Source organism: Citrobacter sp. RHBSTW-00944, assembly GCF_013615435.1.
Taxonomy (GTDB): Bacteria; Pseudomonadota; Gammaproteobacteria; order Enterobacterales; family Enterobacteriaceae; genus Citrobacter; species Citrobacter braakii.
The window spans coordinates 2,657,970-2,678,870 of the sequence record NZ_CP055418.1; the positions used below are offsets into that span (position 1 = coordinate 2,657,970).

Consider the following 20,901-nt stretch of genomic DNA (forward strand, 5'->3'; position numbering starts at 1 on the left):
ACCCTGTTTTATTGTTTTTCCCCTTTCCCATAAAAGGAATTCGCCATGAATATTACACTGACCAAACGCCTGTGCCTGACGGCTATGCTGACGCTGGCTGCGGCTGTGTACACCTCTTCCGCATTTGCTGAAACCAGTAAACTGATCATTGAATCCGGGGACAGTGCGCAAAGTCGTCAACAGGCAGCAATGGAAAAGGAACAATGGAACGATACGCGTCAGTTACGCCAGAAGGTCAACAAGCGTGCAGAGAAAGAGTGGGACAAAACCGACGCAGCTTTCGATAGCCGTGATAAATGCGAACAGAGCGCTAATATTAATGCGTACTGGGAGCACAACACCTTGCGCTGCCTCGACCGCCGCACTGGCCGCACCGTTGCCCCATAATGATTGCACTTTGAAAGATATTGAAAGGATACGATATGACTAGCGCCCTCAGTGTTAAGCTGCGCCCGCTGGAGCGTGAAGATTTACGATTTGTCCATCAGCTTGATAACAACGCCAGCGTAATGCGTTACTGGTTTGAAGAACCTTACGAAGCATTTGTTGAGCTGTCAGATCTGTATGACAAGCATATCCACGACCAAAGTGAACGTCGCTTTGTTGTGGAATGCGACGGTGAAAAAGCCGGACTGGTGGAGCTGGTTGAAATTAACCATGTGCACCGCCGGGCAGAATTCCAGATCATTATTTCGCCGGAGTATCAGGGCAAAGGTTTGGCTTCCCGGGCTGCTAAGCTGGCGATGGATTACGGCTTTACCGTACTTAACTTATATAAGCTGTATCTGATCGTTGATAAAGAGAACGAAAAAGCCATCCACATCTACCGTAAACTCGGGTTTATGGTCGAAGGCGAGCTGATTCATGAATTCTTTATCAACGGTCAATACCGCAACACTATCCGCATGTGTATCTTCCAGCAGCAGTATCTGGCAGAACATAAAACGTCAGGTCCCAACCTGCTGCAACCTACCGCTCAATAAAGACTGACTAATAGTAATCGATGGTGTTTTCAATCGAGTAATGGTGTTCAACTGCCGGCTTCACGCTCTCGTCAACGATAACAAGCTGGCAGTTGACCGGATTAGCATAGTCATCATACTTGCACGTTTGTTTTACATTACCTAACGGATGGTTATTGAGCAGACTTACCGCGGTGTAATCCAGCTTCTTTAACGGGTCAACCGACGGTTTGGCATCAACCTGCAAGGTATTGTCCTTATTGACGGTGGTTTTACCCAGCGGGTAGCCTTCCGCATCATAGCGATATTGCACCTTCATCTCTTTTCCCGTGGCGGAAACGACAAAACCGTTATCGTCGGTATCCCATACCACGCCCGCCGCAGGCAGTTCTGCTAACTGACATTTACCCTGTAAGCGGATCCGTTTTTCCAGCGTTTTGGCGTCCCGGTAATAGTTAGCATCCAGGACCAGCGCCATGCCGGTATTGCTTTCGATATCATGCAATTCAAGCGTATCGAAGCACCCTTCCTGTGAGAGCGTACCGACAACGCGCTTGGTGACTACACCTTTGTCATTAAGCAGCGTCTGGCTGAAATCTTTTACTGGCCCGCGAAGCGGATCGAAATCAAATTCATTGGAAAAACTGGCCATTTCCGGCGTAAAGGAATCCAGGCCTTTGGCGTTATCACACCCGACCAGCATGACGCACAGGAAACCTAATAAGATCTTTTTCTTCACATTTTTCACCGGGATAAGAAGATAATTCTCAATCATATTAGCAAATACAGTTATTTACACCAGAAATGCTAATCTTAGTCCAGGTCGATCATAAAGGAGCTGATGATGAAATACATAACAGGAATTGCCGCGCTCTTACTGGCCGTCGCGTCCCCGCAGGTTTTGGCGGCACCGGCGTCATGTGAACGCGTGAAAAGTGATATCGAACAGCGCATCATTAATAATGGCGTTGCTGAATCCAGCTTTACGCTGAACATTGTCCCCAACGATCAGGCCGATCAGCCTGATTCACTGGTCGTGGGACATTGTGCAAACGATACGCACAAAATTCTCTATACCCGAACCAACAGTGGCAATGCCCCAGCCAATAGCACCCCTGCCCAGGACGGGCACGCCGCCGAACCGCAATAAATCACGCCCTCCGTGCGCGGAGGGTCACTCCAGTTTGATATGCATTAAGATGACATACCCATAAGTGGGTAAACTCAAACCATTATTAGCATGCTATTAATTTCGTTATAGAAATTAATATATAGCGATAACTATAATGGGGTGAGTAATGTCAAAACTGAGCAATATGGAGGCATTAGCCGCAGGACGTTAGTGAAATCCTCGGCAATCGGTTCGCTGGCGCTTGCCGCGGGTGGGCTGTCGTTACCTTTCGGAATGCGCACTGCCGCCGCAGCGGTACAGCAGGCGATACAACCCGTTGAAGAAAAAGTGGTTTGGGGCGCTTGTTCCGTAAACTGCGGCAGCCGTTGTGCCCTGCAACTCCACGTCAAAGATAATGAAGTCCTTTGGGTGGAGTCCGATACGACCGGGGACGATATTTATGGTCAACACCAGGTTCGCGCCTGTTTGCGTGGGCGCTCAATCCGTCGACGGATCAATCATCCGGATCGCCTGAATTACCCCATGAAGCGCGTGGGCAAACGCGGTGAAGGTAAATTTGAGCGTATAACCTGGCAGGAAGCACTGGATACCATCAGTGCCAGTTTGAAAAATACCGTGCACAAATACGGTAACGAGGCCGTGTATATCAACTACACCTCTGGCATTGTAGGCGGCAACATTACTCGCTCCTCCCCTTATGCCTCGCTGGTCGCTCGCCTGATGAACTGCTATGGCGGATTCCTGAGTCATTACGGCACCTACAGTACCGCACAAATCGCGGCGGCAATGCCTTATACCTACGGTTCAAACGAAGGCAACAGCACCTCCGATATCGAAAACACGAAGCTGGTGGTGATGTTCGGCAATAATCCCGCCGAAACGCGTATGAGCGGAGGTGGAATCACTTACTTCCTGGAACAGGCCAGGGAGCGCTCTAATGCCCGGATGATCGTCATCGACCCGCGTTATACCGATACCGCAGCGGGTCGTGAAGATGAATGGATCCCTATTCGTCCAGGCACCGATGCCGCATTAGTAGCCGGAATCGCCTGGGTCCTGATTCACGAAGATCTCGTTGACCAGACGTTTCTGGATACATACTGCATCGGTTACGACGAGAAAACCCTGCCCGCCGACGCACCCGCTAATGGGCACTACAAAGCCTATATTTTGGGCAACGGTGATGACGGTATCGCTAAAACTCCCCAGTGGGCCTCACATGTTACCGGGATCCCAGCCGAGCGCATTATCAAACTGGCTCGGGAAATCGGCAGTACAAAACCCGCATATATTTGTCAGGGCTGGGGTCCGCAACGCCAGGCTAACGGCGAGCTGACCTCACGCGCAATCGCGATGCTGCCAATCCTGACTGGCAACGTTGGCATCAACGGCGGCAATAGCGGTGCACGAGAATCAACCTACACCATCACGATTGAGCGTATGCCGCTGCCAGAAAATCCCATTAAGACCCAGATATCCTGCTTTAGCTGGACCGACGCAATCGTCCGGGGCCCGGAAATGACCGCTACCCGCGATGGCGTACGTGGGAAAGATAAGCTCGACGTGCCGATTAAATTTATCTGGAACTACGCGGGCAACACCATCACCAATCAGCACTCAGATATCAATAAAACGCATGAGATCCTTCAGGACGACACGAAATGCGAAATGATTGTGGTCATCGAAAACTTCATGACCTCTTCGGCCAAATATGCCGATATTCTGTTGCCTGATTTAATGACCGTCGAACAGGAAGACATCATTCCTAACGATTATGCAGGCAACATGGGTTACCTCATTTTTATTCAACCCGCGACGTCGCCTAAGTTCGAGCGCAAACCGATCTACTGGATAATGAGTGAAGTCGCAAAACGTCTTGGCGATGATGTCTATCAACGGTTTACTGAAGGCCGTACCCAGGAGCAGTGGCTTCAGTATCTGTATGCAAAAATGCTGGCTAAAGACCCCGCGCTCCCGACTTATGACGAGCTGAAAAAAATGGGGATCTATAAACGCAAAGATCCTAACGGACACTTTGTCGCCTATAGAAAATTCCGCGAGGATCCACAGGCCAACCCGCTCAAAACACCGTCTGGCAAGATTGAAATTTACTCCAGCCGACTGGCGAAAATTGCCAGTACATGGGAACTGCAAAAGGACGAGGTAATCAGTCCGCTTCCCGTTTATGCATCCACGTTTGAAGGGTGGGATGACCCGAAACGCAGTTCATTCCCGCTGCAGATGTTTGGTTTCCACTACAAATCCCGCACCCACTCCAGCTACGGCAATATCGATGTTCTCCAGGCATCCTGTCGTCAGGAAGTATGGATCAATCCCATCGATGCCCAAAAACGGGGGATTGCAAATGGCGATATGGTGCGAGTCTTTAACGATCGCGGTGAACTGCGTATCCCGGCAAAAGTAACGCCACGAATTTTGCCCGGAGTAAGCGCAATGGGCCAGGGTGCATGGCACGATGCCGATATGGCTGGCGATAAGATTGACCATGGCGCCTGCGTCAATACGCTGACAACTCAGCGCCCGTCTCCGCTGGCAAAAGGCAACCCACAGCATACTAACCTGGTCGAGATCGAGAAGGCATAAGGACTAACCCATGACAACTCAGTATGGATTTTTTATTGATTCCAGCCGTTGCACGGGGTGTAAAACCTGCGAGCTGGCCTGCAAAGATTACAAGGATCTCACTCCCGACGTCAGTTTCCGGCGTATTTACGAATACGCTGGAGGCGACTGGCTGGAAGATAACGGCGTCTGGCAACAGAATGTCTTCGCCTACTACCTCTCCATTGCCTGTAATCACTGCGAAGATCCGGCCTGCACCAAGGTTTGCCCCAGCGGCGCTATGCATAAGCGTGAAGATGGTTTTGTGGTGGTGGATGAAGACATATGCATAGGCTGTCGCTACTGCCACATGGCCTGCCCGTACGGCGCACCGCAGTACAATGCCGCCAAAGGTCATATGACCAAGTGCGATGGCTGTCATGACCGCGTGGCCGACGGCAAAAAACCCATCTGCGTCGAGTCCTGTCCGCTGCGCGCGCTGGACTTTGGTCCAATTGATGAGCTGCGCAAAAAGCACGGTGAACTGGCGGCGGTCGCTCCGCTGCCAGGTGCGCACTTCACCAAACCGAGCATTGTGATCAAACCCAACGCCAATAGCCGCCCGACCGGGGATATCACGGGTTATCTGGCGAATCCGCAGGAGGTGTAACATGGGCAATGGATGGCATGAATGGCCGCTGGTCCTGTTTACGGTGCTGGGCCAGTGCGTGGCCGGGGCGCTGATAGTGAGTGGCTATGGCTGGCTGACCGCTAAAGACGAGGTGGCAAAACAACGTATCGTGCGCAGCATGTTTTTTCTGTGGCTGGTGATGGGCATCGCCTTTCTCGCCTCGGTAATGCACCTGGGTTCGCCACTGCGTGCCTTTAACTCGCTGAACAGAGTTGGCGCATCTGCGCTGAGTAACGAAATCGCCAGTGGTTCACTGTTTTTCGCCGTCGGTGGCCTGTGGTGGCTGGTGGCGTTTCTCGGTAAAATGCCCGCAGCGTTAGGTAAAATCTGGCTGCTGGTGGGCATGCTGCTGGGTCTGGTATTTGTGCTGGCGATGACCAGCGTCTACCAGATAGACACTGTCCCGACCTGGTATAACGGCTACACTACGGTGGCATTTTTTATGACGATGTTGCTGAGCGGACCGCTGTTTGCCGCCCTGCTGCTGCGTGCTGCGGGTGTTTCCTCTGGCACCGCCAGATTCGCCTACATAAGCGTTTTGGCCCTACTGGTGATCGTGGCGGTTATTGTTCTGCAGGGACTGTCGCTCGGCGGGATCCACAGTTCGGTGCAATCCGCCAGCGCGCTGGTTCCCGACTACGGAAGCTTGCAGGTCTGGCGCATCATTCTGCTGGCCGCCGGTCTGGGCTGCTGGATATGCCCGCTGATACGTCGTAAAGCACCGTCCGTCGGCGGCCTGGCGCTGGGCTTAGTGTTAGTCCTCGCCGGTGAAATCATTGGCCGCGGATTGTTTTACGGTTTACATATGACAGTCGGAATGGCTGTTGCAGGTTAACTTTCGGGTGCGGGGCAACCCGCACTGTTCAGGATTGTTTGCATGACCCATTTTTCGCAAGGTGACAACTTTTCTACCGCGGCGCGCGTTCTCGGCGCACTGTTTTACTATGCGCCAGATAGCGCGGAAGCCTCTGCATTAGTCAGCGCGTTAAGAGCCGATGGCTGGCAGGCGCAGTGGCCGCTCGATCAGGCAATGCTTTTCCCGCTGGCAGCACGCCTACAAGCCGAGGTCGATGAGCCTCTCCCGCAGGCCTGGCAACGCCTGTTTGTCGGTCCATATGCGCTACCCTCTCCGCCCTGGGGATCCGTCTGGCTGGATCGTGAAAACGTGTTGTTTGGCGACTCTACGCTGGCACTCCGTCAGTGGATGCGGGACAACGGCATCCAGTTTGCCATGCAGCAAAATGAGCCAGAAGATCACTTTGGTGCACTGCTGTTGCTGACGGCCTGGCTTGCTGAAAATGAACGCCACACCGAGTGCGAACAGCTGCTGGCCTGGCATCTGTTCCCGTGGTCATCCCGCTTCCTTGATGTGTTTATCGAAAAAGCTGATCATCCGTTTTACCAGGCGCTGGGGGAGCTGGCCCGTCTGACGCTGGCGCAATGGCAGTCGCAGTTACTGATCCCGATAGCCGATAAGCCACTTTTCCGTTAGTTTCATCACAGGCAGGATGTGTCCTGCCTGTGTAGCATCCTGTTGCGCACGCTGAGCTTTTGCTTCTGTTGCCAAATAGCCGCAAAATAAAGCGTCTGAAATTTCCTGTCTGGCCACTCATGCATCATTTACATGCTTATCCTGACCTGCGCGCCATGTTCCGCCGCCTGCTGATTGCTGCGCTGATTGGTATCCTTGCTGCGTTGGCCGTCGCAGGATTTCGCCACGCCATGCTCCTTCTTGAATGGTTGTTCCTGAGCAATGACACAGGGAGTCTGGTCAACGCGGCAACAAACCTTTCCCCTGTAAGACGCATGCTGACACCTGCGTTAGGAGGGCTGGCGGCGGGTTTGCTGCTTTGGGGATGGCAAACGTTCAACCGGTTAGGCCCGCAGGCTCCCACTGATTACATGGAAGCCTTGCAAACTAACGGACAATTTGACGTCAGTGCAAGCCTGGTGAAATCGCTGGCCTCGTTACTGGTCGTCTCCAGCGGGAGTGCCATCGGGCGCGAAGGTGCCATGATTTTACTGGCAGCGCTGGCAGCCTCCAGCTTTGCTCAACGCTTCACCCCGCGCACAGAATGGAAGTTATGGATTGCCTGCGGAGCCGCTGCGGGTATGGCCGGAGCGTATCATGCCCCACTGGCGGGCAGTCTATTTATTGCTGAAGTGTTGTTTGGCACGCTGATCCTCGCGTCACTGGGACCGGTGGTGGTATCCGCCGTCGTCGCCTTGCTCACCACCAATATGCTGAGCGCCAGCAATGCGCTGCTGTATGCCGTGCACTTCACACGGGAACTGCATGCGCTGGAATACGTCATGATCATCAGCACCGGTCTGGCTGCCGGCGTTTGCGGACCGCTATTCATGTGGTTGATGACCGCCAGCCATAATGGGTTTTTGCGCTTAAAACTCTCGCCCCCGTGGCAACTGGCGCTCGGCGGGCTGATCGTTGGCCTGCTGTCATTGCTCACGCCTGCGGTCTGGGGTAACGGCTACAGCGTGGTGCAGTCATATTTACTCTCCCCACCGCTGCTGGCCGTGGTGAGCGGGATCTTCATCTGCAAATTACTGGCGGTGCTTGCCAGCAGTGGTTCCGGTGCGCCTGGCGGTGTGTTTACGCCAACGCTGTTTGTCGGTCTTTCGGTGGGTATGCTGCTGGGACGAGTGTGGGGATTATGGCTTCCGGGTCCGGATGAGATTGCCATTCTGCTGGGATTAACGGGGATGGCCACGCTGCTGGCAGCTACCACGCATGCGCCAATAATGTCGACACTGATGGTTTGTGAAATGACCGGGGAGTATCGTCTGCTCCCCGGATTGCTGATTGCCTGTGTGGTGGCGTCTGTACTGTCGCGAACGTTACGCCAGGACTCTATCTACCGACAACACGCTGCCGAGCATTGACAGACGGATGTACTGAGACAGCTCGCGTTGCTCTGCGCGAGGCAGATAAGGCAGTTCACCGATCAGCGGTGCGGGTAATTTTTTGCCCAGCACATCAATGATTTCCGCATAATGTGCCAGCCCCGGGTTGATTCGGTTCGCAACCCAGCCAATCAAAGGCAGTCCGTCGCTGGCAATCGCCTGCGCGGTGAGGATGGCATGATTAATACAGCCTTCCTGGATACCCACTACCATTAGCACCGGCAGTTGTTCCTGCACCACCCATTCAGATAACGGACGCAGATCGTTCATCAGGCTCCGCCAGCCTCCGGTGCCTTCCACGACAACGTGATCCACTTTTTCGCTGAGGCTTGCGAGGCCGTTGGATAACAGGGTGTAATTGACCGGACCACTATGCGCTACGCTGCTTTCATCCTCACTCAACGCAATCGGGTTGACCGCCTCGTAGGGCAGTTCGATAGTAGACACGCTTTGCAGCACCAGCGCATCTTTGTTGCGCAGACCTTCAGGTGTCTCTTTGCTTCCTTTAGCCACGGGTTTGTAGCCCGCAACGCTTTTACCCCCTGACGCTAACGCTTGTAGTAATGCGCGGGAAACCACGGTCTTCCCAACAGAAGTGTCTGTACCTGTAATAAAGAAACGCTTCAGCATCACTAACTCCACCGTTATGCTTTGAAAATATAAGTCAGGAAAATAATACAGTGGAGAAAGTCTAAGGTATGACGACAAGAATCGGCTTGAGATAGCGCAATTTTTCGTACAACAGTTAAAAAATGTTAACCCTGTAATAGACGAATCAACAAAGAACCGTTATACATCGCGTCCTTCACGAGCGCCGCCCCTGCCATCGTCCCTTGATTGGTGAACTGCGTACTTTCGACGACAATATGCTGACTGTAGGCCGGGAGCGCTTGTTGACGAATGCTGTCAGCAATAGTGGGAAACAAAATATCCGCCGCTTTACTGAGCGGAGAACCAATCAATATCTTTTGCGGGTTGAACAAATTCACCATGATGGCCAGAATGCGTCCGACATGGGTCCCGACGCCGCTAATGATATCTTTCGCCAATAAATCCCCCTGCATCGCCGCCAGACACAGCGCGTCTACCGTTAACGGTTGCCCGTGTAGAGAAGAACTCATTGACTGCTTCAAGCGTACCTGTGCCAGTTCGAGCACGCTGTCGACGCTGGCGATCGTTTCCAGGCAACCATGGTTGCCGCAATAGCAGCGTTTGCCGTAGGGGTCCACCTGGGTATGACCAATTTCCACCAGGCTACTGCTGCCGGCATGCAGTAGATGACCGTCGGTGATTACCCCTGCCCCCACGTTATGATCGATCACTACCTGAATGACGTCGCGCGCGCCGCGCGATGCGCCAAAAAGCGCCTCGGCCATAGTCCAGGCGCTGATATCATGCTGAATATAGACCGGCACGCCGGTATGATTTTCAAGCGCTTCACCCAGCGGCATCTCTTTGACATCGTCGTAGAATGGCATGCGATGAACGATACCGTTTTCAGTATCAATAATGCCGGGTAAGGTAATGGCGATGGAGGTTAAGCGCTCCAGCTTTTGCTGGTGGCGGATGAAAAACTGATCGACCTGGGTAATAACGCGTTCCAGCAATGGTGTTTCACTGACCAGCGCCATTTCAAGACAATCTTCAACCACCAGTTTGCTGCTCAGATCGCGCAGCGCCAGAAAGATCTCGCCGCGACTGATACGAATGGATAAATAGTGCCAGGCTTCCGTTTCCACAACCAGCCCAACGGCCGGACGTCCACGGCTGCCCGCTTCCTTGATTTCCAACTCTTGCACCAGGTGCGCTTCGAGCATTTCGCGGACAATTTTAGTAATACTGGCAGGCGCCAATTGTGCCAGGCGAGAGAGATCAATACGCGATACCGGACCCAGCTGATCAATCAGGCGATAAACCGCGCCCGCATTGGTCTGCTTAATTTGATCGATATGCCCAGGCTGACTATCAGCAACCACCACTTACTCCCTTTATTTTCGCGCTCCGAAATAATCTGCGGGCTATGGTGAAGCACTTCAATGGCTTCCGTCAACTTTTTACTTAGCCTTGTGATTTACTGCACATTTTCGCCCATTTTTAAACTAAATTAATCGCCTGAACGGCCGCCAGCAGTTGCTCGCGAAAGCGTTGCGCGGCGTGACTTTGCTCATGATGTTTTGGCCACACTAGCCACATTTCCGAAACGGCATCTTCTTCCGCTATCGGGATCCAACACATTTCATACAATTGCACCCGTTTAAAGGAAGCGGGAAGAATGGAAACGCCTAATCCTGCGGCCACCAGCCCGATGATAGTCATCGCCTCACCAACCTCCTGAGTGATAGTCGGCTTCAGTCCATAGCGATGCATGAGGCCAAGAATATCGTCATACAACCCCGTCCCCACATGCGGATCAAAAAAGACAAATGGCTCATTGGCCAACTCCGCCAATGTGACCACGGGCTTTTGCGCCAACGGATGCGCGCGCGGGATCATCGCCATCAGCGGCTCATGCAGAATGATTTCACGCTCCAGCGTTTCCGGAAGCTGCGTGTTGCGCAGAAGTCCCAAATCCAGCGTTCCTTCATTGAGCGGGGCAATTTGCTCGCGCGTGTTCATTTCACGGGTTTGCATATGTACAGCGGGGTAGCTCTGGCGAAAGAGGGATAACGTATCTGAAACCGCTTTGATAAACGGTGCCGATGACGTAAAGCCGATACGCAATTCCCCCGCTTCTCCCAGATGCAGACGCTCAGCCCTGGCAGCGGCCTCATTAACCAGCCCCAGGATCTGCCGACTGTCTGCCAGAAACTGCTTTCCGGCAGAGGTCAGCGCCACGCTGCGGTTAGTGCGCGCCAGAAGTCGGGCGCCGACCTGCTGCTCGAGGATCTGGATTTGCTGGCTCAGCGGCGGTTGCGAAATATTCAGCCGTGCCGCCGCCCGGCCAAAATGCAATTCTTCGGCAACCGCTACAAAGTAACGTAAATGACGCAGCTCGATATTCATATTTTTAATATATCATTTGAGATTATTAATATATTAGACAGAATAATGCAATTTTCATACTCTTAAAGCTAGTCATGTAGAGGTAATTGATTGAGCAAGGATTTCAAGTGAGCCGTACAACCACTGTCGATACCGCGCCGACAAGCGATGTTGATGAACAGAGAGTTACCCCGCCGGATAGTTTTATCAAACGCGGAACATCCCCATTTATGCGCGTCACGCTGGCGCTGTTTTCGGCCGGACTGGCGACATTTGCTCTCCTCTATTGCGTGCAACCCATACTGCCAGTGCTCTCGCACGAGTTTGGGGTCTCTCCCGCCAGCAGCAGTATTTCGCTTTCCATCTCAACGGCGATGCTCGCGATCGGTTTACTGTTTACCGGTCCACTTTCCGATGCGATAGGCCGCAAGCCGGTGATGGTTACCGCCCTGCTGCTCGCGTCCTGTTGTACGTTGCTTTCGACGATGATGACCAGCTGGCACGGTATTTTAATCATGCGTGCGCTGATAGGTCTTTCGCTCAGCGGCGTGGCGGCAGTGGGAATGACCTATCTGAGCGAGGAAATACATCCCAGCTTCGTCGCCTTCTCAATGGGCTTATATATCAGCGGTAACTCGATTGGTGGTATGAGTGGCCGTTTGATAAGCGGCGTGTTTACCGACTTTTTTAACTGGCGTATCGCGCTGGCGGCGATCGGTTGTTTTGCCCTCGCCTCCGCGCTGATGTTCTGGAAAATCTTGCCGGAATCTCGTCATTTCAGACCCACATCGCTGCGACCGAAAACGCTGTTTATCAACTTTCGTTTGCACTGGCGCGACAGAGGCTTGCCGCTGCTGTTTGCGGAAGGTTTTTTACTGATGGGGTCGTTTGTCACGCTGTTTAATTACATCGGCTACCGTCTGATGCTCTCGCCGTGGGAACTCAGCCAGGCGGTTGTCGGTCTGTTGTCCGTAGCCTATCTGACCGGGACCTGGAGCTCACCGAAAGCGGGGTCGATGACCACCCGCTATGGACGTGGTCCGGTAATGCTCTTTTCAACCGGCGTGATGCTGATTGGACTGTTGATGACCCTGTTCACGTCGCTGTGGCTGATCTTCGCCGGGATGCTGCTCTTTTCAGCCGGGTTCTTTGCCGCGCACTCCGTGGCAAGCAGTTGGATTGGACCACGGGCAAAACGCGCTAAAGGCCAGGCATCTTCCCTGTATCTGTTCAGCTATTATCTGGGTTCCAGTATTGCCGGTACGCTGGGTGGCGTATTCTGGCACAGCTACGGCTGGAACGGCGTGGGCGGATTTATCGCCCTGATGCTGGTGCTGGCGTTGCTGGTCGGTGCACGTCTGCACCATCGTCTGCACGTATAATCCACGTTGCCCGGGTTCCGGGCATCGCCTTCATCAACCATGCTGTAACGTCTGAGCCCCCATTTGCAGGGCAATAACCGTCCCGTTCATCGCTATATGCAGCATAACCGGCATCAGCAGGCCGTTGCTTTTCAGTCTGGCGATGATCAAAACCTGCGACACAAGAAACAGCATCAGCAACGTGCGCAGATCCACATACTGCGTATGCATGATGGCAAAAATGACCGATACCACCACCGACGACAGCCAGGTTTTATTATTGAACCAATACTGGAATGCGTTGAATAAACAGCCCCTGAAAACAATCTCTTCATACACTGGCGCAATAAATATCAGGGTCAGAGTAGATAACCACAGCGCGTAGCTGTTTAGGGATATCTGGCTGGTCACCCACGCTTCGGTTTGTCTGAGGCCCAGAAACCATGGCAGGATAAGCTGAATAAACAGCAGCGCCACGAACAAAATGGCAAACCACCTGGCGTTGAAAATTCCCTTTCCCAGCCCCTCTCTTTTTCTGAAGAAGAAGTAATACAGCGGGACCAGCACAACAAATTCCAGCGCAAACAGCAGCGGAAAAAGTAGCCCTTTGGCAAGCAGAACCTGGCTGGCGGGGAAAAACAACGGAATAAACGTGAGGCCAAACATCAGCAAAAACATGGTAAAACAGCCAGCAACCGCTTTGGTCCTGACGATATACAGGTTGTCGGCATCCTGTGACATACGATCTCCTTGCGCTTATCAAAGATAACTTGATGAATTATCAATATATGATAAAAATTCTCATTATCACTGACAACCTACCAACTTTTACGCAATGCCCACGGTTTACAACGTGTATAGCGTTATAGACTCTTTTCAGCGGAACATTCTCATCAGCTACTCAGTGGAGAATCCGCCAGCGGCAACGAAAAACGGAAACAGGCCCCTGCCGTTGAATTAATCAGGCGGATATCTCCCCCATGCAGTTCGAGCATTCTGCGCACGATCAGTAAGCCCAGACCACCACGCTCAGCCCGCTGCTCACGGGGTAGTAACGCCGTCGGGCGCTGAAATAATACTTCGCGAACAGCCTCTTCGACGCCAGGCCCGCTGTCCTGCACTTCTGCTAACAAGCGGTCTTCATCACGCCAGACTTTTAGCCACACTTCGCCCCCGTCAGGCGTATGACGGATAGCGTTATCCAGCAAATTCGTGACGATTCTTTCCATCATCGATAAATCGGCATTCACCAGCGGTAACGGACCAATTACGTCAAGGTGCAACTGCAAATGACGCGTGGCAACGGGTAGATCAAATTTCTGCGCCACATCCTGGATCAGCTCGCCAATAGCAAAACGTTCACGCTGTGGTTTTATGCCGCCATGCTCAAGTCTCGCCAGCTCAAAAAGCTGTTGTGACAGATGGCGAACCTTATGCCCCTGGCGCAGTGCAATACTAAGATAATGCCGGTTTTCCTCCGGCGTCATCGTATCGGCTTTCAGCGACAGCATTTCCAGATACCCCAGCAGTGAAGTGAGCGGCGTACGTAAATCGTGCGAAATATTGGCGATAAACTCTCTGCGCTGACGATCGCTGTCAGCTAATAAATCCCATTGGTGGGCAATTTTCTGTGCTAACTCAATAAATGCATTGTTCAGCAACGCAATTTCATTCGCCGGAGCTAAATCGGGCTTTTTCTGCGCTAGCTGTTTGATGACGCTAATGCTGTCCTGCTCCAGATTAACCACCTGACCGGTCAGCCTTTTCACCGGATTCGTCACCCATCTCCACACCAGGTACCCCGCGATTGCACCGGCTAATAAAACCAGTATTAACGTCCCGGTCACGGTGTTCCAAAGCGTTTTTTGCCAGGCGGTATTCGCCAGCATATTGAGATCTTCGCCCTGGAGAATAATGTACAAATAGCCATGCAGCTTGCCGTTAAATAAAACTGGCGCGGCGCTGAATACCTTTTGCTGGCTGCTGCGCGGATCATTGCCATAAACGGGCAGCTCGTCCGAATTAAGGAAAACCTGGATCGGCTGTACGCTAATGTTCTGGCGCTGAATATGCCCAGGCGGAGCGGCATCAGCAAGTATCTCGCCTGATGGTGAAACCAGATACAGCTCCACGCTAGGGTTGAGCGTCATCAGGTGATTAAACAGTCCTTTTAAGGTCTGCCGATTAACCTGCCCGCTGGCATCAATAAGCGACTCACTTTTGACAATTTTGCTTGCCAATTCCAGCGAGAGCCTTTGCACCATGGCGTCGCCATACTGTTTACTGCTGCGGATCTGGACAACGCTGACCGCAACCGCGCAAATCAACATAATAGCGGTAAAGACCAGGGTCAGACGCTGGCTCAGCGACAATCGATAAATCATGGTTGATGCTCCGCGTTAACCGCAGCAAGCTTATAGCCTCGTCCCCACACGGTAAGAATAATTTCCGGCTCCGCAGCATCTTTTTCAATTTTGGTGCGCAGGCGATTGATATGACTGTTCACCGTATGCTCATATCCTTCGTGCTGGTAGCCCCACACCTGGTCTAACAACGCCTGACGCGAAAAGACCTCCCCGGGATGGCGGGCGAAAAAATAGAGCAGATCGAATTCACGCGGCGTTAAATCGAGGGATTTACCCTGCAGGCGGACTTCCCGGGCTAATGGATCAATCTCCACACCATGGACGGTGATAATCCCCGCCTCCATACGCAGGTTCTGACTCATCGCCTCTTGACGGCGAAACAACGCCTTCACCCGGGCCATCAATTCCAGCACCGAGAAAGGTTTGGCTAAATAATCATCGGCGCCCATTTCCAGCCCCAGTACGCGGTGAGTTTCACTGGTGCGAGCGCTGATAATAATGACAGGTAGATAGAAACTCATTTGCCGAATGCGACGACAAATTTCCAGACCGTCCACGCCCGGCAGCATTAAATCGAGGATAACGGCATCCCAGACGTGCTTCTCCAGTAGCTCGACCGCTCGTGCCCCATCAGCCTCATGAATAATTTCGTACCCCTCATCCTTCAGGCTAAGTTGCAAAAGTGAGGCAATATCGCTGTCATCTTCCACCAAAAATATCTTTTTCGCGCCTGCCATCAGTGTCATCCCCCTCTCGTCATGCTGAAAGCTTACCTCAGGCAAGGGGCGGAAGTTATCACAAAATTTTTAACTTTTCGTGAGGATCCAGGGATACGCATGCGTCCAGTATGTCGTTATAGATAGGTCAGGCATCAACAGGGAAACGTCGATTTGTTTTCCTTAACATGAAAATAAAAAGGAAAAGTTATGCAGAAAAAACATCCACTTCGGGAAGCTGATGTTACCGCCGAGTCCGTTTTTTTTATGCAACGACGACAGATCCTCAAAGCTCTTGGGATAGGTGCGGCGGCGGCTTCGTTCTCTTCCCCGACACAGGCCGGTCTGCTGAATTGGTTTAAAGGCAACGATCGCCCGTCTGCACCAGCGGGCAAACCGCTCGAGTTCACAAAACCCGAGATCTGGCAAAACAATCTCCCCTTGACGCCGGAAGACAAGGTAACGGGCTACAACAATTTCTACGAATTTGGTCTGGATAAAGCCGACCCTGCCGCGAATGCCGGTAGCCTGAAAACCGATCCCTGGACGTTAACCATCAGCGGTGAAGTGAACAAACCTTTAACGTTGGATCATGATGCGCTGACGACTCGTTTTCCATTAGAAGAGCGTATTTACCGGATGCGTTGCGTTGAGGCGTGGTCGATGGTTGTACCGTGGGTCGGCTTTCCTTTGCATAAATTATTGGCGCTGGTTGAACCCACCAGCCACGCCAAATACGTCGCCTTTGAAACACGCTACGCGCCTGATGAAATGCCCGGCCAGAAAGATCGCTTCATTGGTGGCGGGTTGAAGTATCCCTATGTTGAAGGTTTACGTCTGGACGAGGCCATGCACCCGCTTACCCTTCTGACCGTGGGCGTGTATGGCAAAGCGTTGCCGCCGCAAAACGGGGCGCCAATACGCCTGACCGTACCCTGGAAGTACGGCTTCAAGGGCATTAAATCGATAGTCAGTATTAAGCTGACGCGTGAACAGCCGCCGACGACCTGGAATATGTCGGCACCTAACGAATACGGTTTTTACGCCAACGTAAATCCGCAAGTCGATCACCCCCGCTGGTCTCAGGCCACGGAACGTTTTATCGGTTCGGGTGGCATTCTCGATGTGCAGCGACAGCCCACTTTGCCTTTTAATGGTTATGCCGATGAGGTGGCTTCTTTATATCAGGGCATGGATCTACGGGAGTATTTTTAAGTGAGGTTAACCGCAAAACAGATAACCGGCCTGAAAGTACTGCTGCATCTCGCCGGTTTATTACCCCTGCTATGGCTCTTCTGGGCCGCACAGCATGGTGAGTTGGGGGCCGACCCGGGTAAAGATATCCAACACTTTACGGGCATCACCGCGCTGAAGTTTCTGCTTGTTACCCTGCTGGTGTCACCGCTTGCCCGCTACGCAAAGCAGCCGTTGTTGTATCGCACCCGTCGATTATTAGGGTTATGGTGTTTTGCATGGGCCACGCTGCATATGACCAGCTATGCGCTGCTGGAGTTGGGTATACAAAATCTGGGATTATTGGGACGTGAACTGGTTTCACGCCCATGGCTAACGTTGGGCATGACTGGTTGGATAATCTTATTCCTGCTGACGCTGACCTCCACGCAAGCCGCGCAGCGTAAAATGGGCAAACGCTGGCAAACGTTGCACAACTACGTCTACCTGGCGGCCGTTTTGCTTCCGCTGCATTATCTGTGGTCGGTAAAAGTGTTATCACCGCTCCCCATTATTTATGCCCTCTGTTTTCTCGTGCTACTGGCTTTTCGCTATAAAAAGCTGTTACGCAAAGTCGGGTACAAAGGTGTGTTTATGAAAAGTGAATGAATCACGGTAAACTTCTCATCACACCTACAACAGAACGAGAACAAAAAATGAGTAACAATGATAATTACCATCAGCTCACCCGCACGTTCCAGCGGCTCTCTCGCTTCTCCCACCTCTCGGCAATCGCCAGTTGGGACATGTTTACCATTATTTGAATTTTATACTTTTCAATACGTTAATCAATTTGGCGTATGAAAAGTGCATGAATCGTGCATGTAGCACCTAGATAATTTTACATTTTAAAACTATCAAATCCAGCTAGAAAATCAGTATGTACCCTTCTTGTTTGGATTCACAGAGTACTTCTTCAAAGCACTACCTGTACCAGCATTACCAAGCGCCTTTGTAGCTCCAGCATTAGCGGAGTCTGAGAAGGTGCTTTCACCATCTTTTACCGTAACGCTCTTGGAACAATTCAGACGGGCTTTTAACTGTTCGTTGGTAAGTTCACTTGAAGAACGGTTATAAAGTTCCTTACAAGCCAGCATAGGCGTATTTTTGCTACGGTCTGTTGTAGTGTTACCAATGCTCTTTTTAGAGGTTACACCATCATCTTTAGTAGTTGCTGTTTTACCAGTTGCTGCACTCACATCTGTAGTCCCTAGCACAGCTTTAAAATCCACACCTTGGAAGGTCATCTGTAAGCGTCGTCTGAGTACCGTCTGGTCCCGAATCCAGGATCCTGTAACTTAAGCACCCACTTATTTTGCAGGTGGACACCTCATGCGCGCTAAAGAAAGACTTCCCCGGAAACACTATTCCCCTGAATTCAAAATGGAACTGGTCAGGCTGGCTCTTGAAGAAGAAGGCAGTATTGCCGCACTGGCCCGGAAACATGACGTCAATGATAACCTGCTCTTTAAATGGATAAGGCTCTGGCAGCGTGAAGGGCGGGTCTGTCGGCCCCGAAAAAACTCATCGTCGCTTCCTGCCCTGATACCCGTGCAGCTTCAGGCGGGCTCTTCTCTCCCAACCTTCGAACTACCATCCTGCTCTCCTCCCGCTACCTGCCACATAAAATGTCGGGGAGGAGAAATAACACTGACTCATCCCTCTGCTGAACTCATGAGCACTGTCCTGCGCGAACTGATGCGGGGGCCGGTATGATAAATCTTCCCGCAGGCACAAAAATCTGGCTGGTTGCCGGTATCACCGATATGCGCAACGGCTTCAATGGCCTCGCCGCAAAGGTGCAGACCGCGCTGAAAGATGACCCGATGTCCGGCCACGTCTTCATCTTCCGGGGACGCAGCGGCAGTCAGGTAAAACTGCTCTGGTCCACCGGCGATGGTCTGTGCCTGCTGACAAAGCGACTGGAACGTGGTCGCTTCGCCTGGCCCTCAGCCCGCGATGGCAAAGTGTTCCTGACGCCGGCGCAACTGGCGATGCTGATGGAAGGTATCGACTGGCGACAGCCAAAGCGGTTACTGACATCCCTGACCATGTTGTAGCGCTCTTTATCCTGGTTGTCGCAGAATAAGCCTGGTAAAATACAGGCTTATGAACGATACCTCTTCTGACGACATCCTTCTGCTGAAACAGCGCCTGGCCGAACAGGAAGCGTTGATCCACGCCCTGCAGGAAAAGCTGAGCAACCGGGAACGCGAAATAGACCATCTGCAGGCGCAACTGGATAAGCTGCGCCGGATGAACTTCGGCAGTCGTTCCGAAAAGGTATCCCGCCGTATCGCGCAAATGGAAGCTGACCTGAACCTGCTGCAGCAGGAAAGCGATACGCTGACCGGCCGGGTGGATGACCCGGCAGTGCAGCGCCCGCTGCGTCAGACCCGCACCCGCAAACCGTTCCCTGAGTCACTCCCACGGGATGAGAAGCGGCTGCTGCCGACTGAGCCGTGTTGCCCGGAGTGCGGTGGTTCGCTGAGTTACCTGGGTGAGGATGCCGCCGAACAGCTGGAGCTGATGCGCAGCGCCTTCCGGGTTATCCGGACAGTCCGTGAAAAGCATGCCTGCCGTCGGTGCGATCGCATCGTTCAGGCCCCGGCTCCTTCGCGCCCCATCGAACGGGGGATCGCCGGACCGGGGCTGCTGGCCCGAGTGCTGACCTCAAAGTATGCAGAGCACACACCGCTGTATCGCCAGTCGGAGATCTATGCCCGCCAGGGTGTAGTGTTGAGTCGTTCTGTACTGTCGGGCTGGGTGGATGCGTGTTGTCGTCTGCTGGCACCGCTGGATGAAGCCCTTCAGCACTATGTCCTGACCGACGGCAAACTCCATGCTGACGATACGCCTGTCCCGGTGCTGTTGCCGGGCAATAAGAAGACGAAGACCGGGCGCTTATGGACGTACGTTCGAGACGACCGCAACGCCGGATCAGCGCTGGCCCCCGCAGTGTGGTTCGCTTACAGCCCGGACAGAAAAGGTATCCACCCTCAGACCCATCTTGCAGGCTTCAGTGGCGTACTGCAGGCTGATGCCTACGCCGGGTTCAACGAGCTCTACCGCGACGGCCATATAAAGGAAGCCGCGTGCTGGGCCCATGCCCGCCGAAAAATCCACGATGTTCACGTCCGTACCCCGTCAGCCCTGACGGAGGAGGCGCTGAAACGGATCGGCGAGCTGTATGCCATCGAGTCGGAGCTCAGAGGTAAAAGAGCAGAGGAACGGCAGGCAGTCCGGCACCAAAAAGTGCTGCCGCTGCTGGCGTCACTGGAGGGGTGGCTGCGGGAGAAACAGAAAACCCTCTCAAGGCACTCAGAACTGGCGAAGGCGTTCGGGTATGCGCTGAACCAGTGGCCGGCGCTGACCCGCTATGCAGAAGATGGCTGGGTGGAGGTGGATAATAACATTGCCGAAAACGCCCTACGACTGGTCAGTCTGGGGAGAAAAAACTGGCTGTTCTTCGGCTCGGATCATGGTGGTGAGCGCGGTGCGTCACTGTACAGTCTTATCGGGACGTGCAAATTAAACGGCGTGGATCCGGAACGCTATCTGCATCATGTACTTGATGTCATCGCCGACTGGCCTGTGAACCGGGTGGGTGCTCTGCTCCCGTGGCGGGTTACTCTGCCTGCCTGACCAGCTTCACTTCGTCAATACGGTTCTCACTGCACGCTTACGGTCATCTGAATACGAAGACCATTAGTAATAGTGTGTTCTTTAGATGCCTTAAACTGTGTAATAACAGCATCATCAATCTTGATTCCATCCTTACAGACAATGGTAATAATCTGTTTCTGGTCTCTCCAGGTCTCTACAGTTGAAATAAAGTTTTCTACAAGTTGCCCTTGTCGGGTTCTTAAAATAGAACCGCTTGAATCAACTACTACAACACCTGAAATAGTGATTGTTTTAGGTGCTCTTTGAACGTTATCTGTAATAGTCTGCCCAGACTGAATCGCCACGGA

The 20,901-nt window shown here is 52.7% G+C and carries 20 protein-coding genes and 2 pseudogenes; 13 read left to right on the forward strand and 9 right to left on the reverse strand.

The features are described from left to right. The first annotated feature begins 45 nt into the window (after window positions 1–45). Window positions 46–387 carry a DUF1283 family protein gene (locus HV334_RS12750; RefSeq protein ID WP_181220447.1) on the forward strand — a complete coding sequence of 114 codons (342 nt, stop codon included), beginning with the start codon at window positions 46–48 and terminating at the stop codon, window positions 385–387. A gap of 35 nt (window positions 388–422) precedes the next feature. Next, window positions 423–983 (forward strand): spermidine N1-acetyltransferase, encoded by a 561-nt coding sequence (gene speG, locus HV334_RS12755; protein WP_006684613.1) that lies wholly within the window; start codon window positions 423–425, stop codon window positions 981–983. 7 nt (window positions 984–990) lie between these two features. Here the strand turns inward: speG and HV334_RS12760 are convergent, their stop codons facing one another. Beyond that, window positions 991–1,701, reverse strand: coding sequence for a YnfC family lipoprotein (locus HV334_RS12760; RefSeq protein WP_181220448.1), 711 nt, complete (start codon window positions 1,699–1,701; stop codon window positions 991–993). Window positions 1,702–1,803: 102 nt separating this feature from the next. On the opposite strand from HV334_RS12760, the gene HV334_RS12765 reads away from it, so the two are divergent. The 6 genes from HV334_RS12765 (at window position 1,804) to clcB (ending at window position 8,248) form a co-directional block, all read left to right on the forward strand. Next, the gene (locus HV334_RS12765; RefSeq protein ID WP_103766286.1) at window positions 1,804–2,112 is read left to right on the forward strand and encodes a DUF1161 domain-containing protein; all 309 of its coding nucleotides are present in this window, start codon (window positions 1,804–1,806) and stop codon (window positions 2,110–2,112) included. Window positions 2,113–2,253: 141 nt separating this feature from the next. Further along, window positions 2,254–4,698 carry a selenate/tellurate reductase subunit YnfE gene (gene ynfE / locus HV334_RS12770; protein WP_181220449.1) on the forward strand — a complete coding sequence of 815 codons (2,445 nt, stop codon included), beginning with the start codon at window positions 2,254–2,256 and terminating at the stop codon, window positions 4,696–4,698. A gap of 10 nt (window positions 4,699–4,708) precedes the next feature. Further along, window positions 4,709–5,326 carry a DMSO/selenate family reductase complex B subunit gene (locus HV334_RS12775; protein WP_049281795.1) on the forward strand — a complete coding sequence of 206 codons (618 nt, stop codon included), beginning with the start codon at window positions 4,709–4,711 and terminating at the stop codon, window positions 5,324–5,326. Window position 5,327: 1 nt separating this feature from the next. Continuing rightward, window positions 5,328–6,182 (forward strand): dimethyl sulfoxide reductase anchor subunit family protein, encoded by an 855-nt coding sequence (locus HV334_RS12780; RefSeq protein ID WP_049281796.1) that lies wholly within the window; start codon window positions 5,328–5,330, stop codon window positions 6,180–6,182. 42 nt (window positions 6,183–6,224) lie between these two features. Further along, window positions 6,225–6,839: a Tat proofreading chaperone DmsD gene (gene dmsD / locus HV334_RS12785; protein WP_181220450.1), complete on the forward strand. Its 615-nt coding sequence runs from the start codon at window positions 6,225–6,227 to the stop codon at window positions 6,837–6,839. A gap of 119 nt (window positions 6,840–6,958) precedes the next feature. Then, window positions 6,959–8,248 (forward strand): voltage-gated ClC-type chloride channel ClcB, encoded by a 1,290-nt coding sequence (gene clcB, locus HV334_RS12790; RefSeq protein ID WP_181220451.1) that lies wholly within the window; start codon window positions 6,959–6,961, stop codon window positions 8,246–8,248. Here the strand turns inward: clcB and bioD are convergent. The 3 genes from bioD to HV334_RS12805 all read right to left on the reverse strand — a co-directional run bounded on the left by bioD (window position 8,204) and on the right by HV334_RS12805 (window position 11,272). Further along, on the reverse strand, window positions 8,204–8,899 hold the full coding sequence (gene bioD / locus HV334_RS12795) for a dethiobiotin synthase (protein ID WP_016153046.1): 696 nt from the start codon (window positions 8,897–8,899) through the stop codon (window positions 8,204–8,206). The genes clcB and bioD overlap by 45 nt on opposite strands. A gap of 125 nt (window positions 8,900–9,024) precedes the next feature. Continuing rightward, entirely contained in the window at window positions 9,025–10,245 is a 1,221-nt protein-coding gene (gene mlc, locus HV334_RS12800; RefSeq protein ID WP_016153045.1) for a sugar metabolism global transcriptional regulator Mlc, read from the reverse strand. Between the two features lie 118 nt (window positions 10,246–10,363). Further along, window positions 10,364–11,272 (reverse strand): LysR family transcriptional regulator, encoded by a 909-nt coding sequence (locus HV334_RS12805; RefSeq protein WP_141875172.1) that lies wholly within the window; start codon window positions 11,270–11,272, stop codon window positions 10,364–10,366. 107 nt (window positions 11,273–11,379) lie between these two features. On the opposite strand from HV334_RS12805, the gene HV334_RS12810 reads away from it, so the two are divergent. Next, window positions 11,380–12,633: an MFS transporter gene (locus HV334_RS12810; RefSeq protein WP_047500485.1), complete on the forward strand. Its 1,254-nt coding sequence runs from the start codon at window positions 11,380–11,382 to the stop codon at window positions 12,631–12,633. A gap of 33 nt (window positions 12,634–12,666) precedes the next feature. On the opposite strand, the gene HV334_RS12815 is transcribed toward HV334_RS12810, so the two are convergent. The 3 genes from HV334_RS12815 to HV334_RS12825 form a co-directional block, all read right to left on the reverse strand. Continuing rightward, window positions 12,667–13,353: a CPBP family intramembrane glutamic endopeptidase gene (locus HV334_RS12815; protein WP_049281799.1), complete on the reverse strand. Its 687-nt coding sequence runs from the start codon at window positions 13,351–13,353 to the stop codon at window positions 12,667–12,669. 152 nt (window positions 13,354–13,505) lie between these two features. Then, window positions 13,506–14,996, reverse strand: coding sequence for an ATP-binding protein (locus HV334_RS12820; protein WP_016156464.1), 1,491 nt, complete (start codon window positions 14,994–14,996; stop codon window positions 13,506–13,508). Beyond that, window positions 14,993–15,715 (reverse strand): response regulator transcription factor, encoded by a 723-nt coding sequence (locus HV334_RS12825; RefSeq protein WP_016153040.1) that lies wholly within the window; start codon window positions 15,713–15,715, stop codon window positions 14,993–14,995. Before HV334_RS12825 ends, HV334_RS12820 begins: the two co-directional genes overlap by 4 nt. Before the next feature lie 189 nt (window positions 15,716–15,904). Here HV334_RS12825 and msrP point away from each other — a divergent pair, with 189 nt between their 5' ends. Next, on the forward strand, window positions 15,905–16,909 hold the full coding sequence (gene msrP / locus HV334_RS12830; protein WP_019076759.1) for a protein-methionine-sulfoxide reductase catalytic subunit MsrP: 1,005 nt from the start codon (window positions 15,905–15,907) through the stop codon (window positions 16,907–16,909). After that, window positions 16,910–17,536: a protein-methionine-sulfoxide reductase heme-binding subunit MsrQ gene (gene msrQ / locus HV334_RS12835; protein WP_181220452.1), complete on the forward strand. Its 627-nt coding sequence runs from the start codon at window positions 16,910–16,912 to the stop codon at window positions 17,534–17,536. A gap of 266 nt (window positions 17,537–17,802) precedes the next feature. Here the strand turns inward: msrQ and HV334_RS12840 are convergent. Beyond that, window positions 17,803–18,183: pseudogene (locus HV334_RS12840) on the reverse strand (hypothetical protein); the annotation flags it as partial. 456 nt (window positions 18,184–18,639) lie between these two features. Here HV334_RS12840 and tnpB point away from each other — a divergent pair. Beyond that, window positions 18,640–18,987, forward strand: coding sequence for an IS66 family insertion sequence element accessory protein TnpB (gene tnpB / locus HV334_RS12850; protein WP_000609174.1), 348 nt, complete (start codon window positions 18,640–18,642; stop codon window positions 18,985–18,987). 49 nt (window positions 18,988–19,036) lie between these two features. After that, window positions 19,037–20,572, forward strand: coding sequence for an IS66 family transposase (locus HV334_RS12855; protein ID WP_001000406.1), 1,536 nt, complete (start codon window positions 19,037–19,039; stop codon window positions 20,570–20,572). Window positions 20,573–20,613: 41 nt separating this feature from the next. Here the strand turns inward: HV334_RS12855 and HV334_RS12860 are convergent. Continuing rightward, window positions 20,614–20,895 (reverse strand): annotated as a pseudogene (locus HV334_RS12860) (phage baseplate protein); the annotation flags it as partial. Between the last annotated feature and the right edge of the window lie 6 nt (window positions 20,896–20,901).

Excerpts from the sequence above, each read along its gene's own strand:
- HV334_RS12775 (WP_049281795.1), top strand. The coding sequence starts at position 4,709 with ATGACAACTCAGTATGGATTTTTTATTGATTCCAGCCGTTGCACGGGG.
- msrP (WP_019076759.1), top strand. The coding sequence starts at position 15,905 with ATGCAGAAAAAACATCCACTTCGGGAAGCTGATGTTACCGCCGAGTCC.
- HV334_RS12825 (WP_016153040.1), bottom strand. The coding sequence starts at position 15,715 with ATGGCAGGCGCGAAAAAGATATTTTTGGTGGAAGATGACAGCGATATT.
- dmsD (WP_181220450.1), top strand. The coding sequence starts at position 6,225 with ATGACCCATTTTTCGCAAGGTGACAACTTTTCTACCGCGGCGCGCGTT.
- HV334_RS12855 (WP_001000406.1), top strand. The coding sequence starts at position 19,037 with ATGAACGATACCTCTTCTGACGACATCCTTCTGCTGAAACAGCGCCTG.
- HV334_RS12805 (WP_141875172.1), bottom strand. The coding sequence starts at position 11,272 with ATGAATATCGAGCTGCGTCATTTACGTTACTTTGTAGCGGTTGCCGAA.
- HV334_RS12765 (WP_103766286.1), top strand. The coding sequence starts at position 1,804 with ATGATGAAATACATAACAGGAATTGCCGCGCTCTTACTGGCCGTCGCG.
- HV334_RS12820 (WP_016156464.1), bottom strand. The coding sequence starts at position 14,996 with ATGATTTATCGATTGTCGCTGAGCCAGCGTCTGACCCTGGTCTTTACC.
- clcB (WP_181220451.1), top strand. The coding sequence starts at position 6,959 with ATGCATCATTTACATGCTTATCCTGACCTGCGCGCCATGTTCCGCCGC.
- speG (WP_006684613.1), top strand. The coding sequence starts at position 423 with ATGACTAGCGCCCTCAGTGTTAAGCTGCGCCCGCTGGAGCGTGAAGAT.
- bioD (WP_016153046.1), bottom strand. The coding sequence starts at position 8,899 with ATGCTGAAGCGTTTCTTTATTACAGGTACAGACACTTCTGTTGGGAAG.
- HV334_RS12780 (WP_049281796.1), top strand. The coding sequence starts at position 5,328 with ATGGGCAATGGATGGCATGAATGGCCGCTGGTCCTGTTTACGGTGCTG.
- tnpB (WP_000609174.1), top strand. The coding sequence starts at position 18,640 with ATGATAAATCTTCCCGCAGGCACAAAAATCTGGCTGGTTGCCGGTATC.
- HV334_RS12750 (WP_181220447.1), top strand. The coding sequence starts at position 46 with ATGAATATTACACTGACCAAACGCCTGTGCCTGACGGCTATGCTGACG.
- HV334_RS12815 (WP_049281799.1), bottom strand. The coding sequence starts at position 13,353 with ATGTCACAGGATGCCGACAACCTGTATATCGTCAGGACCAAAGCGGTT.